15 protein-coding genes are annotated in these 13102 nt (G+C 65.2%); 7 read left to right on the top strand and 8 right to left on the bottom strand.

Annotation, left to right across the window (positions count from 1 at the left end):
• Window positions 1–2 precede the first annotated feature (2 nt).
• Window positions 3–191 carry a ferredoxin gene (locus tag ACEL92_RS19800; protein ID WP_068088105.1) on the bottom strand — a complete coding sequence of 63 codons (189 nt, stop codon included), beginning with the start codon at window positions 189–191 and terminating at the stop codon, window positions 3–5.
• Entirely contained in the window at window positions 188–1153 is a 966-nt protein-coding gene (locus tag ACEL92_RS19805) for a metal-dependent hydrolase (RefSeq protein WP_374022370.1), read from the bottom strand. The genes ACEL92_RS19800 and ACEL92_RS19805 overlap by 4 nt, the downstream gene beginning before the upstream one ends.
• Window positions 1154–1416: 263 nt before the next feature.
• On the opposite strand from ACEL92_RS19805, the gene ACEL92_RS19810 reads away from it, so the two are divergent.
• On the top strand, window positions 1417–1581 hold the full coding sequence (locus ACEL92_RS19810) for a hypothetical protein (RefSeq protein ID WP_374022371.1): 165 nt from the start codon (window positions 1417–1419) through the stop codon (window positions 1579–1581).
• On the opposite strand, the gene ACEL92_RS19815 is transcribed toward ACEL92_RS19810, so the two are convergent.
• Complete coding sequence (locus ACEL92_RS19815) at window positions 1571–2626, bottom strand: patatin-like phospholipase family protein (RefSeq protein ID WP_374022372.1); 1056 nt, start codon at window positions 2624–2626, stop codon at window positions 1571–1573. The two genes, ACEL92_RS19810 and ACEL92_RS19815, sit on opposite strands and share 11 nt — an antisense overlap.
• Window positions 2627–2960: 334 nt before the next feature.
• Between ACEL92_RS19815 and ACEL92_RS19820 the strand changes: the two genes are divergently transcribed.
• Window positions 2961–3764 (top strand): DUF1906 domain-containing protein, encoded by an 804-nt coding sequence (locus tag ACEL92_RS19820; RefSeq protein ID WP_374022373.1) that lies wholly within the window; start codon window positions 2961–2963, stop codon window positions 3762–3764.
• A gap of 39 nt (window positions 3765–3803) precedes the next feature.
• On the opposite strand, the gene ACEL92_RS19825 is transcribed toward ACEL92_RS19820, so the two are convergent.
• Both ACEL92_RS19825 and ACEL92_RS19830 read right to left on the bottom strand, forming a co-directional pair.
• A complete protein-coding gene (locus ACEL92_RS19825) occupies window positions 3804–4703 on the bottom strand; it encodes a TIGR03619 family F420-dependent LLM class oxidoreductase (protein ID WP_374022374.1) in 900 nt (299 codons plus the stop codon).
• Window positions 4704–4794: 91 nt separating this feature from the next.
• Window positions 4795–5418: an NADPH-dependent F420 reductase gene (locus tag ACEL92_RS19830; RefSeq protein ID WP_374022375.1), complete on the bottom strand. Its 624-nt coding sequence runs from the start codon at window positions 5416–5418 to the stop codon at window positions 4795–4797.
• Window positions 5419–5508: 90 nt separating this feature from the next.
• Here ACEL92_RS19830 and ACEL92_RS19835 point away from each other — a divergent pair, with 90 nt between their 5' ends.
• Window positions 5509–5991 (top strand): MarR family winged helix-turn-helix transcriptional regulator, encoded by a 483-nt coding sequence (locus tag ACEL92_RS19835; protein ID WP_374022376.1) that lies wholly within the window; start codon window positions 5509–5511, stop codon window positions 5989–5991.
• Window positions 5992–6036: 45 nt separating this feature from the next.
• Here the strand turns inward: ACEL92_RS19835 and ACEL92_RS19840 are convergent, their stop codons facing one another.
• Complete coding sequence (locus ACEL92_RS19840; RefSeq protein WP_374022377.1) at window positions 6037–6591, bottom strand: pyridoxamine 5'-phosphate oxidase family protein; 555 nt, start codon at window positions 6589–6591, stop codon at window positions 6037–6039.
• 70 nt (window positions 6592–6661) lie between these two features.
• Between ACEL92_RS19840 and ACEL92_RS19845 the strand changes: the two genes are divergently transcribed.
• On the top strand, window positions 6662–7447 hold the full coding sequence (locus ACEL92_RS19845) for a TetR/AcrR family transcriptional regulator (RefSeq protein WP_374022378.1): 786 nt from the start codon (window positions 6662–6664) through the stop codon (window positions 7445–7447).
• Here ACEL92_RS19845 and ACEL92_RS19850 read toward each other — a convergent pair.
• Window positions 7401–8402 carry an IS481 family transposase gene (locus ACEL92_RS19850; RefSeq protein ID WP_374026295.1) on the bottom strand — a complete coding sequence of 334 codons (1002 nt, stop codon included), beginning with the start codon at window positions 8400–8402 and terminating at the stop codon, window positions 7401–7403. The two genes, ACEL92_RS19845 and ACEL92_RS19850, sit on opposite strands and share 47 nt — an antisense overlap.
• 256 nt (window positions 8403–8658) lie before the next feature.
• Complete coding sequence (locus ACEL92_RS19855; protein WP_374022379.1) at window positions 8659–9276, bottom strand: TetR/AcrR family transcriptional regulator; 618 nt, start codon at window positions 9274–9276, stop codon at window positions 8659–8661.
• Between the two features lie 183 nt (window positions 9277–9459).
• On the opposite strand from ACEL92_RS19855, the gene ACEL92_RS19860 reads away from it, so the two are divergent.
• The 3 genes from ACEL92_RS19860 (at window position 9460) to ACEL92_RS19870 (ending at window position 13102) form a co-directional block, all read left to right on the top strand.
• On the top strand, window positions 9460–10710 hold the full coding sequence (locus ACEL92_RS19860; RefSeq protein ID WP_374022380.1) for a cytochrome P450: 1251 nt from the start codon (window positions 9460–9462) through the stop codon (window positions 10708–10710).
• A gap of 166 nt (window positions 10711–10876) precedes the next feature.
• Window positions 10877–12031: a PucR family transcriptional regulator gene (locus ACEL92_RS19865; RefSeq protein WP_374022381.1), complete on the top strand. Its 1155-nt coding sequence runs from the start codon at window positions 10877–10879 to the stop codon at window positions 12029–12031.
• Between the two features lie 111 nt (window positions 12032–12142).
• On the top strand, window positions 12143–13102 hold the full coding sequence (locus tag ACEL92_RS19870) for a fumarylacetoacetate hydrolase family protein (RefSeq protein WP_374022382.1): 960 nt from the start codon (window positions 12143–12145) through the stop codon (window positions 13100–13102).

Consider the following 13102-nt stretch of genomic DNA (forward strand, 5'->3'; position numbering starts at 1 on the left):
GTTCAGTCCTTCACCGTGATTGCTTGCGTGGGACACGACACCTGGGCGCCGATCAACTGCTGGCGCAGTTCCTCGGGTGCGTCCTCCTGCAGTACGTGCAGACCGTCCTCGCGCACGTCGAACACCTCGTGGCAGATGCTCATGCACACGCCGTTGCCATCGCAGGTGTCAAGATCTACCGAAACCTTCATCGCGCCTTCGCCTTTCGTGCTCCATTGCCCGAAGTCTCGATCCCTTGGGTTTGATCCGGTGACTTCCCCTGGGCTCGCGCCCGCTCCCGGGCGGCCTTCGCCACCGGCGAATACTCCAGGTAGTCGATCGCCATCTGCGTGGACGCCTCGTCGTTGGGATGATGGCTGGGCCGCAGGTACCGGACGGGCGTCGTCACCATGAGCTTCCATGGACCGGGCAACCGGTACTCGCGGGCAGCCCAGAGCCAGTCCCGCAAGCGCCACTTGCGGTCGATGGTCGGGTCCTGGGCCATCAGGTACCGAGCCCCCGCGACCCACCAACCGATGAACAGCGGCGAAACGAACAGCATCGAGAACGCCCTGATCAGGTAGCTCCCAGAGACGTGCTGGTAGACGTCGTACACCAGCGAACGGTGCTCGACCTCCTCGGCGCCGTGCCAACGCAGCAGGTCCAGCATCATGGGGTCGGCCTTCGCGTAGTCCAGACCCCGGTTCGTCAGCACCCACTGGCCCAACATCGCGGTGTAATGTTCCAACGCCGCCACGTCGGCCAGCCGCCGATACAGCCACCACCGCTTCATGGCAGGCGGAAACCACTTGGGCGGGTCGCCCAGGGTCATCGACAACAGCCTGCCGAGCCGGTCGGTGTACGGTTTGGTCTCGATTCCCTGCTCGGCCAGGTGGTCGAGCACCACTTGGTGCGCCCACGCATGCCAGGACTCCTGCTGGATGAACGGCTTGATCGCCGCCTCCAACTCCGGATCATCGACCAACGACGACGCCTCGAGAACGGCCTTGATGAAGTGGCGCTCGCCCTCGGGCAGCAGGAGGTGCAAGACATTGATCATGTGCGTCGAGAACGGGTCGTCGGGCACCCAGTGCAGCGGCGTCTCCGACCAGTCGAACCGAACCATCCGGCGGTACATGGGATGTCCCTCGTGGTGAAGTTGGACCTCGGGCATCGGAAACTCCTCTCGGCGCAACCGGCCGTGCTCAGTCGGTCGCTTCCTATTTCTTTTGAAAGAACAGTCGGCGCGCGACCGAACAGGCGGCGGGCGCTGATTCGCGGCGAACGACCGTTCACTGAGTGGCGTACCCATACCCGTGGCCGGTTATCCGTACCAGCGGTATTGGGATTCCTGAGAATTCACTGCCGAGTTCGATGCAACGGCGAGCGAGGCCGTGACTGCGTCAAGGCCAGCCCCCACATATCAGGTGCTCGTCGGTGAGACAGCGAGCGCCCCGCGCGAAGCGGTGCGGGCTGAGCCGGCCGCCCGGCATGCCGCTGCCCGCCGAGGCCAGGCTCCCACCCGCGGGGGCGGAGTTGCCGCGGCTCGGCTACCTGGCTCGCGGTGACGTGGTCAGGCGTTGCGACGACCTCAGTGGGTGATCTCGGCCGCGGTCGCGACCGACGGGTGAGCCGTAGCCCAGGCGGCCAGGAATTTACGCGCCGCGGCCTGGCCGTTGTCGAACAGCTTGTCGCGCTGATCGGGCGTCAGAGCAAAATCGGTGCTGGCAATGCCCATCGTGTCCACGAACACCGTCCGGGCGCCGACGCCCTCATCGGCCAGCGGGTAGCGGTTCCACTCTCCCGTGGCCGTGTGCGCGATCGAGAGAACCTCGCGGAGATCGCCGTGTACCGGCACATCCGGCGTGCTCAGATTCGGCCGCGACGAGAGCTTGATCCCGAAAGTCGGCCACCGGTTAGGCTGGCCGTCGGTCCGGTCGAACACGGTCACGGGGAAGTTCTGCAATAGCCCGCCGTCGACCCAAGTGCAGGCGCCCCGGGCCGTCTTCTGCTCGAAGGGCCGGAAGAAGAACGGGATCGACATCGATGCGCGAACCGCGTCCACGATGGGGTAGCTGTCGATGACCGTCATCTGGCGGTCCGGATCAGCCTGATCCTTGCTGCTCAGCAGGTAGTAAGGCAGGTCCCACGGCAGTCGGACCAGGGCGCCGCGGGTCAGGTCTGAGGTGTGGGTGACCAGCCGGTAGCGCTGGTGCGGGGCAAGGCCGGTGCCTTCGTCGCCGGTGATCCTGAGGTCAGCAAAGGTGCGGATGCCCAGCGGCTCCAGTTTCGAGGTCAGCCACTCGTGGACGTAGGAACTGGCGTACAGGCCCTGGTGACTCACTAGCGCGGCGGCGTCCCCGATCAAGCCCAAATGCTTCTCGGCCCATGTCTTTTGCATGAATTGGGTGTAGTCCAGCTCGTCCATATCCACCTGAAGTTGGGTAAGCGGGACATTGCTGACCTGATATGCGGCGACAAGGGCGGCCACAATGGCGCCGGCGGACGTGCCGCCGATCCGGGGAAAAACAAACCCCGCTTCATGCAGAGTCAGAACGGCCCCGACCAGGCCGATGCCCTTGACTCCCCCGCCCTCGAGAACGAGGTCCGCGCCCCGCCCGGTCTGCGCCCGCTCTTCCAGTGTCATGCCCTGACCCACCCGACCATCCGCGTTGTCATGCCTGCCTCCGCGCATTCACGGTGTCGCCGTGAAGATGTCATCTAATTACAGATCTCTAAGGTCAGCCCGCTGTCCCACGAACGACAGCAACAGACGCCGATATCAACAGACTCATCGCATTCCCTATCTTCGGTCATCCGGTGATCCAGCGTTGGCAGTTCCACCAGGTCTTGTGCACACCGGCTGCCCGTCGCCGGCATGCCCAGCCATTGACTCGACACGATCAACCGCAGACACCGATTTGATATCGACTGCTACGCACCACTTATGTTGACAAAAGTCACAAATTTAACATCACGCGATGCAGGATTTGTCGGCGAATGTGCGGCCGTCGCGCCCCATTCCCCGGCGCGATTTGTTGCGCTACGCCATTCCCCTGGCTGTACTACCGGGGTTGTATGCGGCATCGACAAGTGTCGCCGCCCCTGCCGTGGCCGCCGTCCCGCCCAGACTGATCGACTTCGCCATGCACCAAATCCCGGCGGACCACATTCGGGCTGCCGGCTACTCCGGCGTGATCAACTACGTTTCCCTGTCGCGTCCCGGCTCGTCCATGGGCGCCAAGCCGATCACACGGCCTTACGCTGAGCAGTTGACGGCCGCCGGGCTGATGATCGTCAGCAACTACCAATACGGCAAGCCGGGCGGGACGGTGCCATCGGACTTCAGGCGCGGGTTCGAGGGCGGCGTTGCCGATGCGCGCACCGCCTGGGACCTGCATACAGCGGCGGGTGGCGCTCAGGGCGCCCCCATCTTCTTCAGCATCGACGAGGACATAAACCGCGAGACCTGGAATAACCTGGCGCTCAAGTGGTTTCGCGGGATCAATTCGGTGCTGGGAGTGCAGCGCACCGGCGTCTACGGCGGCATCGATGTGTGCCAATGGGCCGCCGCCGACGGCGTTATCGGCAATTCCCGCACCCCCGGCCACCGGTGGGCCTGGCAGACCAAGGCCTGGTCCCGCGGCCAGGTCGACCCCGCCGCTGTTCTCTACCAACGCGTGGTGAGCACGCCGTCGAATCCGGGCCCGACAGTCGGCGGGCTGCAAGTCGACGTGAACGACGTCCTCGCCGCGGACTGCGGTCAGTGGAACCTACATCGGTGAGCGAGCTCGTCACGACGAGCAACTTGGCGCGGCCGCCCCTCACGCCATCGCATGGTCGCTCCATCGGGCGATTACCTGGCCGGCGAAGTCAAGCATCTGGTCGAGGCTGTCGAACATCGCGAAGGCGTCCACGATCGCCTCATCAGCACCGGGCCCGGCGAGACGCTCGAGCCTGCCGGCCACCGAGTCAACGGACGTGCCCGGTTCGAGGTTGATCCGCATGGCCGTCTTCAGCGCGTCGGGATCGCGGCCGGCGTCCTGCGCCGCGCGGCGCGCAATCGACCACAAGTGGTCGGTGACTTCGTCCTGCAATCCCTCGACGCCGAGCCAGCCGGTGCCGCTGCGGCCGACCCGGCGCATCGCCGCCTCGCTGGCACCGCCGATCCAGATGGGCGGACCGCCGGCCTGGACCGGGCGCAGGTCCGCGTGGACCGGCGGCAGCGAGAAGAACTCGCTGTCCCAGGACACCGGGGTGGTCGTCCACCACTCGCGCAGGAACGCCAGCAGGTCGTCGAGCATCCGCCCGCGCCGGCTCCAGTCGGCGCTGCGGGCGATGTCGTGCTCGTCCTTCATCCACCCGATTCCCACGCCAACATCAAGGCGGCCATCGCTGAGCACGTCGAGCGTGGTCAGCAGCCGGGCCAAATGCACCGGCTCGTAGTAGAACGTGCTGAGCGTGCTCGAGTTCAGCCGCACCCGGCTGGTCGCCGTCGCGGCGACGGTCCACAGCAGCACCGGATCGAGGTAACGGGTCATCTGCGGCGGGTACGGCTGTTCCTTGCCCGGATAGGTGCTGTGCATTTCGACCGGCGTGACGAATCGATCGCCGACCCACAGCGTGTCGTAGCCAAGGTCCTCGAGCCCGCGACAGAACGCGCTGAGACCAGTGGCGCTACTGATCGCGGGCCCGACGATAGGAATTGCGAAGCCAAGCTTCATCGCGCGAATCCTTTCGATGATCGATCAACCAATTAGTCGGGGCCACGGCGCCCCTGTGGTTCCCTTCCCTTTGTGGACCGGGCCGGGCGGCTCAGCCGGGAACGGTGGCACCGAGGGCGAAATCGAAGTTCCCCGCCCCGTGGCGGGCGAGGCCCATCACGACCAGGCCCGTTCCTTCCAGCCAGTGCGCCATGTTCGAGCCGCCGACGTCGAGCGGGCGCAGCTTGAGGCTCTCGATGAACTCCGCCACGGCCGCCTTCGCCCGCGTGTCGTCGCCGGCGATGAAAACGTCGAGCGGCCGGCCCCGCTCTAGGACCACACCGAAGATGGTGTTGAACGCCTTCACCACGCTGGCGCTGGCCGGGGCGACCTTGGCAACTTCTTGCGCGATCGACGTGTCGTCGGGAATCGCGAGCCCGTCGGCCGCCGAATTGAAGGGGTTGCTGATATCCACGATGACCTTGCCGGCGAGGGCGTCTCCGTATTGGGCCACGACCGGAACGACGTGGGCGTACAACAGGGCCACGATGACGATGTCCCCGGTCGGGACTGCGCCGAACTCTCCCGTCGTGGCGCCGCCCCCGAGAGCCTTAGCCAGGTCAGCGGCCTTGGACCGGTCGCGGCCGATGATCTCGACGGTGTTGCCGCCCGCTACCGCCAGCGCGCCGATGGCGCGGGCCATGTTCCCCGTCCCGATGATGCTGATGCTGCTCATGAGGTGTCCTGTCTTACGGTGGAAAAGGTTGACTCCTCAACCTTAAAACGCCTTTGTTGATGCGTCAACCAAACAGTATGATGGGCACCGATGGAATCGAACTGGCTGACCCCGCGTGAAGACCGCGCCTGGCGGGCCTTCCAGCACGCGCACCACCAGCTCGCCGTGCACCTGAATCGGGGCCTGCAGCAATCGGGCCTTTCCGCGGCCGACTACCAGATCCTGGCGGTGCTCTCGGAGCACGACGGGGACCGCATGCCCGCGCACGACCTGTGCAACACGCTGGGCTGGGAGAAAAGCCGCGTCTCCCACCAGGTGCGGCGCATGCAGGAGGACGGGCTGATCTGCCGCGAGCCCAACCCCGACGACGCCCGCAGCACCATGGTCCGCCTGCTGCCGGCCGGCCGCGCCGCCATCGAGAAGGCGGCACCCCGCCACGTAGAGGACGTCCGGCGCAAATTCATCGATCTGCTTTCCCCGGCGGAGCTCGACATGTTCGCCGCGCTCAACGAACGCGTCTTGCAACACCTGGCTAACGACGATGACTCCGCCGCCGAAGACGAGTCCTCATAGCGGCTTGCGAGTCATGCCGAACGGCAGCTCGTCTAACTATGACTCTTAAGCCGGATCCGCGGCGTCCCATGGCACGACGCCGGATGTCCAATGCGTGATGCGTTCTTCTTGGTCGTTGCGGTACAGGTGGCGCGGCGGTTGAGCGAATGTCGAGTAGGGCCGGCAGCGAACAACGACTCGGTTCTCCTTGGCAGCCATCTCCTCGACGTATGGGCGGGCTTCGTCGCCCAGTGGCTGGCCCGACATGCGTCCGGCGACCGCCATCATCACATCAACGACGAGGCCGCGGTCGCGCTCGATCGTCGCGTCGGCGTAGACCTGTAGGTAGGCGAAGGGCCAGCGCTCGTCGAGCACACAAAGACTTACTTTTCCATCGCGTTCGACGATGCGGGCCTTGCCGCGGCCTGCCATGGTCGAGACGAGCAGTTCATCGTCGTCGGTTGGTATGTAGTACACGATCGACATGGCCGGACCATCGTGTCGACGGCGGTAGCCGAAGACGCATGTGCGGTGGGTGCGCACGAATTCACGCCGCTCCGACGGGAGCATGTCGCGGTCCGTCGGAGCGACATAGGGCTCGGTTGCGAGTGGAAGCAACATGCCGAATCTCCTTTGTTCAGGTGGTTGGAAGCCGCCCGGTGAGTGGCCTAGGGGCTAGGGCGGCGAGCCGATGATCGCCACTTACCGGGCTTCGATAATGGATACAGTGTTGCCGATATTGCCGCCGGAAGTCAAGACACGCCATACTGGCTGCGTGACGGCCACACAGCGCGGGGGCACGGCGACGGCGGCTCGACGCTCTCCCGGACGTCCCCCAGTTCCCCTCGATCGGATCGTCGATACGGCGCTACAGATCGTTGACGAAGAGGGCGCCGACGCGTTGTCCATGCGAACGTTGGCGCAGCGACTCAACTCGGGGACCGCCACGCTTTATCGGCACTTCGCCAACAGGTCGGACTTGGTGGCTCAGGTAATTGACCGCGTGTTCCGTGAAGTCGAATACAGCGCCGATGACTTCAACGCCACGACCTGGCAAGAAGCATGTAAGTTTTTCGCGCGCAACACATTTGACGCCTTACGGCGGCACCCCAATGTAGCCCCGTTGCTCATCGAGCGAATACCGATCGGACCAAATGCAATGGCTGGCCGAGAAAAAATCATCGCTCTCCTGCTGGACAGCGGCTTCCAGCCGGAACTCGCAGCACGATCCTACGCAACCATCGCCCGTCACGTTCTGGGCTTCGCCATCCAACTGACAGCCCCTACCACCGCCGGTCAAACCGACGACGCCATCGAATCGAATCAGTTCCATGGCGTAAACGCGGCCGAGTTTCCCGCCACCGTCCGCGTCGCCGACCACATGCCGGTTCCACTGGAGGTCGAGTTCGAGTTCGGACTCGAGCTCATCATCAACGGGCTAGGCTGTACTGCCCAGGCAGGTTGGTCAACCGTGTGATGGGTGGGACCTTTCCGATCGCTGAGTGTTGCCGGTGGTGATTGTAGGTGTGCAGCCAAGCCGGTAGGGCTGAGCGGCGGGTGCGTTCATTGGGGTAGTGCCTGGTAAAGGCCCATTCGGCGGCCATGGTGCGGTGGAATCTTTCGATTTTGCCGTTGGTCTGGGGACGGTAGGGCCTCGTCCGCTTGTGGAGAATGTTGAGTTCAGTGCAGGCGGCCTGCCAGGCGCGAGAGCGGTAGCAGGAGCCGTTGTCGGACAAGACGCTTGCGACGAGGACCCCGCGGGCTGCGAACCAATCCACCGCGCGACGTAGCACCGCGATGGCTGTTTGTGCGGTCTCGTCGTCGTGGATCTCGGCGTAAGCGACCCGGGAGTGATCATCGATGACGGTATGGACAAAGGCATGTCCTAACAGCACGTCACGGTGTCGGTTGCGGGGCACATCCGGGGTTGCGGCGCGGTTCTTCTTGCCTTGGCCACGGCCAACGAATCGCCAACCCCCACCGGTGGGAATGTTGCCGAGCTTTTTGACATCGACATGGACCAGTGCACCAGGAAGATCATGTTCGTAGCGACGGATCGGCTCGCCAGTGCGGATATCGATGTGCGACAACCGGTTCAGCCGGCAGCGCACTAGCACCGCGTGCACCGTGGACGCCGACATCGACAACCTTGAGGCGATGGCGATCGGTGAGAGTCGGTGCCGCCACCGCAACTCCACAATCCGGCGCACCATCACCTGCGACGTGCGATTCGGACTGTGATGAGGCCGGCTGGACCGATCGCTCATCCCGGTGGCACCCATCGCCGCGTACCGCGATGCCCAGCGTTTGGCGGTCGGCCAGGACACGTGAAAATACTCGGCGGCCCGAGAAATCGGCCAGCCCTCTTCAACGACACGGCGCGCGAGCAACAACCGCCCGCGCGGAGTCAAAACGGCATTAGCGTGGACCACGAAGGTCTCCTGTTCGTTGTGGGTGCAGTGGTAGCAGCTCCACTCCACGACAGGAGACCTTCACCCATCAACGACCGCTACAGCGTGTCGTCACACTTCCTCAACCAACCTGCCTGGGCAGTACAGCTAGCCCAGCTGCGTCCACGCGGCAACCGCCGACGCAAAGACAGAGCACGCTCCGACTGACACCAGAGTTTCGGACATCACGACCGTTTTGGTGATCGCCTGGCAAGGTTGGGCGACGGCGGCCCCGTCCCTAGGTGGAGGGGTTAATCAGCGCGATGGCGCTGCGGACCGCCTCTCCGGTGACAGCGGCCAGTGGTTGGTCGTGTTCCACAGTATGGGCCGCCAGTTCTCGAAGGCCGCCGATCAACAGCACGGCCCGCGCGTGGGGCACGGGATCGATTCCGATCGACTTCAGTTCGTCGGTATCGCTGAGCGCGTGTACCAGTTCGACGAATTGCCCCATGGCGATCCGTTGCAGGGAACGGGCGGACGGACCGAGCGCGGGAACATCGCGTATCCAGGTGAGGGTGAGCGGACGACGACGTTCGGCCCAGTCGAACCAGGTTTCCACCGCTTGGCGTACCTGGGTCTGCCACGGCGCGCCCGGATCGACCGCGGCAGCGACTGCGGAAAGGTTGGCGTCATTGGTCTCCGACAGCAGCGCAACCAGGCAAGCTTCACGGTCGGAGAACTCGGCGTAGAACTTGGACTTCGAGGTCCGGGCCCGCCGGACGACATCGGCCACCATCGTGTTCGCGTAGCCGACCTCGGCAATGCACTCGGCCATCGCTTCCAAGATGCGGCGTCGGTAGAACTCAGAATTCTTGCCGGCCGGTTGCGCGTGCCTGCGTTCCTCCACCGCGTCCACCCCAGGTCCCTTCTGCCCTCCCGATAGTAGAGCCGGTGCGGTGGCATTTCGGTACGCCTGTGTACTAATGTCGGCCTAGTACGCGGACGTACCAGAAGGGGGAGGATGGCTCAGCTCACCAGTGACGCGGTGCGATTGCCGCCTGGCGTGAAGCTGCCGCGCATCGTTCAAGGCGCCGCCATAGTGATCGACCGACCAGGCGCGCTCGAATACGCCCGTCGGCGCCACGGTCCGGTGTTCAGCGCGTCGCTTCCGCTTTTCGGCGACAGTATCGTGCTCAGCGACCCCGGCCTGATCAAGGAATTGTTCACCGCGGGCGATCTGGTCGAGACGGTCACCAACCTGGGCGACGTGATCGGCCCGGGATCCTCGTTCAGCCTCAACGGCGCACCGCATCTGGCGCGCCGCAAGCTGCTGATGCCGCCGTTGCATGGCAAGCGGATGCCTCTGTACCAGCAGATCATCGAAGAAGAAGTTGCGCGCGAGCTGTCGAGCTGGCCGGAGGCGACGCCGTTCGCGACGCTCCCGTCGATGATGCACATCACCCTCAACGTGATCTTGCGGGCGGTGTTCGGTGCCGACGGACCCGAACTTGCGGCCATGCGAGAGATCCTTCCGCCGGCGGTGCTGCTCGCATCCCGACTCACCGTGCTGCCCCGGGCTTTGCGCCGCGATCTGGGACGGTGGAGCCCATGGGGACGTTTGGAGCGGATGCGGCGCCAGTGCGACGAGCTCATCGGTTCGCTCATCGAACGCGCCAGGACCGCACCTGATCTCGCCGAGCGCACCGACGTGCTGGCCATGCTCGTGGCTGCCAGAGACGAGGACGGCCGGCCGATCCCCGACGACCACATCATCGACGAACTGCAAACGCTGTTGGCCGCCGGACACGAGACCACCGCCACCACGCTGGCCTGGGCAGTCGAGCGGCTACGCCGCCACCCCGCCGTGTTGGCGGACCTGGTGGCGGAGGTCGATGCGGGCGGTTCGGATCTTTTGCAAGCCACGGTCTGGGAAGTGCAGCGCAGCCGCCCGGTGATCCCCTTCGTTCTGCGGGTGACCAAGGGCTGCACGAGACTGGGCAACTGGGTTCTACCCAAGGGCCACACCGTGATTGCCAGCATCGCCCTGTCGCACAGCTCGACGGCCAACTACACGGATCCGGCGCGCTTTGATCCCACCCGCTTCCTCAACGACAAGCCCGACACCAGCTCATGGATCCCCTACGGGGGAGGGTTACGACGTTGCGTCGGTGCGGCATTCGCCAACAACGAAATGCTGATCACCCTGCGAGAGCTGCTGCGCACCTATACGCTCGAACCCACCGACGAGCCCGACGAAAAACCGAGATCCCGAGGCATCGCCAATGCACCCGCGTCCGGAGCCGTCGCCGTCGTCCACCGGCGCAACGCCCCACGGCGCAGTGACTCCTGAGGGCCCGGCCGGCACAAACTCAACGGAGCGTCCCTGGTTCGCCGCACTCGAACCGACATCGCCGCAAGCCTTTCCGGCCGACTCGAAGCTGCCTGAACGCGTCGAGGAACTCGCTGCGCTGCTGGGGCCCGGGCCGGCCGGCTGGGCTGTCGAGCTGGGCGCATTGATGGCAGCCAGCATCACCACTGCGATCCCGGAGCTGGCGGTGGACGCGGTGGCCGAGGAGGTCGCCCGGGGGTGCGAGGGAGTGGCTCTGGCAACACTTTCCGCGCTCGCGCTCGATGACCACGTGACGTTTGCGGCGATGCCGGAGGTACTCACGGGCCCGATGGAGGTAGTGGCGCGCGGCATCGGGATCGAGCACATGCTGCGCAGCATCCACGTCGGGCACGCCACCGCCGCGGGGGTGCTCCTCGACGTCGCCGAACGCGTGGTGCCCGAGCCACAGCGCTTCAGCGAGATGAGGCGCATCAACAAGGCTCTGTTCGGCGTCGTCGATGTCTTGACCGAACGGATGGCCGCTGAGTACGCCCGCGCGCACGAGGCGTGGTTGACCAGCTCAGTGGCGCTGCGTATGGAGATAGTGGAGGACCTCCTGCAAGGCAATGCCGTTCCGATGGAGAGGGCCACTCGGGTTCTCGGGTACGACCTGAGTCGCTGGCACCTGGCCGTGGTCGTCTGGACTGGCGCCGGCATGCCCGCCGAGCCCACCCAGCTCAGAGCCGCTGCCGCCGAGGCGCTTTCGGCGGCGGGGTGTGTCTCGACGCTCATCCTTCCGGTGGGTGCGCAGCGGGTGTGGGCGTGGGGTTCACGGACGTCGCAGCCGCCGGAGTCGGCGGTGCCAACCACGCCGCCGCCTCCAGGGCTGCGCATTGCGATCGGACTGGCCGGTGCCGGCGTCGAGGGATTCCGGGACAGCCACCGCCAGGCGGCAGAGGCGGCCCGCGTCGGCGCGATGTCGACGCACGACGCCTGGTCGTTTCGCTACCAGGACCTCGACTTGGTCGCGATGCTCAGCACCGACCTGCCCGCTGCCCGTGAGTTCGTCACCCGAGAACTCGGCGATTTGGCCGGTAGTGCGGATTCCGCTGCCACAGTCCGTCACACCCTCAAGTGCTACCTCGACCGTGATAGGAGTTTGGCCGCCACCGCTGCCGATCTGCACGTCGCGCGCAACACCGTCGCCTACCGAGTGCAGCGCGCCGAGCAACTTCGCGGCAAACCTATTGCCGATCGCCGGCTGCAGTTACACGCCGCGCTCACCCTCGCCGAAGAACTCGGCCCAGCCGTTCTGCGGCTAGTGGCGTCACCATTGGACTGAAGTCCAGTCAAAGCAAGTCAATTGTGGACTCCAACCCAGGCTTCAACGGGTCACCGGGCAGTTGACTGAGCACAGAGCGCAGTCGAACGATGAGCAGAAGTGGAGAAACCGGTGGTAGTTCAGCTCGTCCGGTACCGGGACAACGAGCACATCTCGTGGGGCGTCACTACGGGTGACGTCGTCTCGCCACTCACCGGGCAATATCCGAGCACCGCCGACCTCATCGAACGCGGTGCATCCGACTGGGTGGCGGCGGCGGCGAAACCCGGTCACGTGGCGCTCGCCGATGTCAGTCTCCTCTCACCGGTCACCACGCCGTGCCGGGTGATGTGCCAGGGCGCCAATTACCGTCAACACGCCATCGAGTCCGGGATGGACCCCGACAACCGCGCATTCAACCTGTTCTTCGATAAGACCGACGCCTCCGTCACCGGACCACACGATCCGGTGATCCGCCCCGCCCATGTCACCCTGCTGGACTACGAGATCGAGCTGGCGTTGGTCCTGCGCCGATCCGTGAACGCGCCGACCACGGTCACCGTCGAGAACCTGCACGAGTACGTCTTCGGCGTCACCATCGCCAACGACTTCTCCGCCCGGGACGTCCAGCTGCCGCAGGGGCAGTTCTTGAAGGGCAAGAGCTACCGCGGCTTCTGCCCGCTGGGGCCCGTGCTGGCCGTGCTCGAACCCGAGGACGTCACCCTGCTCGACGACCTCGAGTTACGGCTCGAAGTCAACGGGTCGCTACGGCAGAGCGACAACACCGCGAACATGGTCTACCGGCCCGCCGAGACGCTGACTGAGTTGACCGAGTTCTGCAACATCAGCCCCGGTGACGTACTGCTCACCGGCACCCCGCACGGTTGCGTGGCGACCTCCCCGCCCGCGTTGATCCGCCGGCTCGCAACCGCGCTGCTGCCCGAACAGGCGCTGTGGGCGGCATTCATCAAGCAGAACCAGCGCAAGCCCTATCTGCGCCCCGGTGACATCGTCACCGCCTCGATACGCAACGCCACCGGAACTCTCGATCTGGGCACTCAGCGAAACGTCATCGTCGCCCCGAGCAGTTAG

The sequence above is a fragment of the Mycobacterium hainanense genome (genome assembly GCF_041890355.1).
In the GTDB taxonomy this organism is placed as follows: Bacteria; Actinomycetota; Actinomycetes; order Mycobacteriales; family Mycobacteriaceae; genus Mycobacterium; species Mycobacterium hainanense.

Excerpts from the sequence above, each read along its gene's own strand:
- ACEL92_RS19800 (WP_068088105.1), bottom strand. The coding sequence starts at position 191 with ATGAAGGTTTCGGTAGATCTTGACACCTGCGATGGCAACGGCGTGTGC.
- ACEL92_RS19805 (WP_374022370.1), bottom strand. The coding sequence starts at position 1,153 with ATGCCCGAGGTCCAACTTCACCACGAGGGACATCCCATGTACCGCCGG.
- ACEL92_RS19815 (WP_374022372.1), bottom strand. The coding sequence starts at position 2,626 with ATGACACTGGAAGAGCGGGCGCAGACCGGGCGGGGCGCGGACCTCGTT.
- ACEL92_RS19820 (WP_374022373.1), top strand. The coding sequence starts at position 2,961 with ATGCAGGATTTGTCGGCGAATGTGCGGCCGTCGCGCCCCATTCCCCGG.
- ACEL92_RS19825 (WP_374022374.1), bottom strand. The coding sequence starts at position 4,703 with ATGAAGCTTGGCTTCGCAATTCCTATCGTCGGGCCCGCGATCAGTAGC.
- ACEL92_RS19830 (WP_374022375.1), bottom strand. The coding sequence starts at position 5,418 with ATGAGCAGCATCAGCATCATCGGGACGGGGAACATGGCCCGCGCCATC.
- ACEL92_RS19835 (WP_374022376.1), top strand. The coding sequence starts at position 5,509 with ATGGAATCGAACTGGCTGACCCCGCGTGAAGACCGCGCCTGGCGGGCC.
- ACEL92_RS19840 (WP_374022377.1), bottom strand. The coding sequence starts at position 6,591 with ATGTTGCTTCCACTCGCAACCGAGCCCTATGTCGCTCCGACGGACCGC.
- ACEL92_RS19845 (WP_374022378.1), top strand. The coding sequence starts at position 6,662 with ATGATCGCCACTTACCGGGCTTCGATAATGGATACAGTGTTGCCGATA.
- ACEL92_RS19865 (WP_374022381.1), top strand. The coding sequence starts at position 10,877 with ATGGCAGCCAGCATCACCACTGCGATCCCGGAGCTGGCGGTGGACGCG.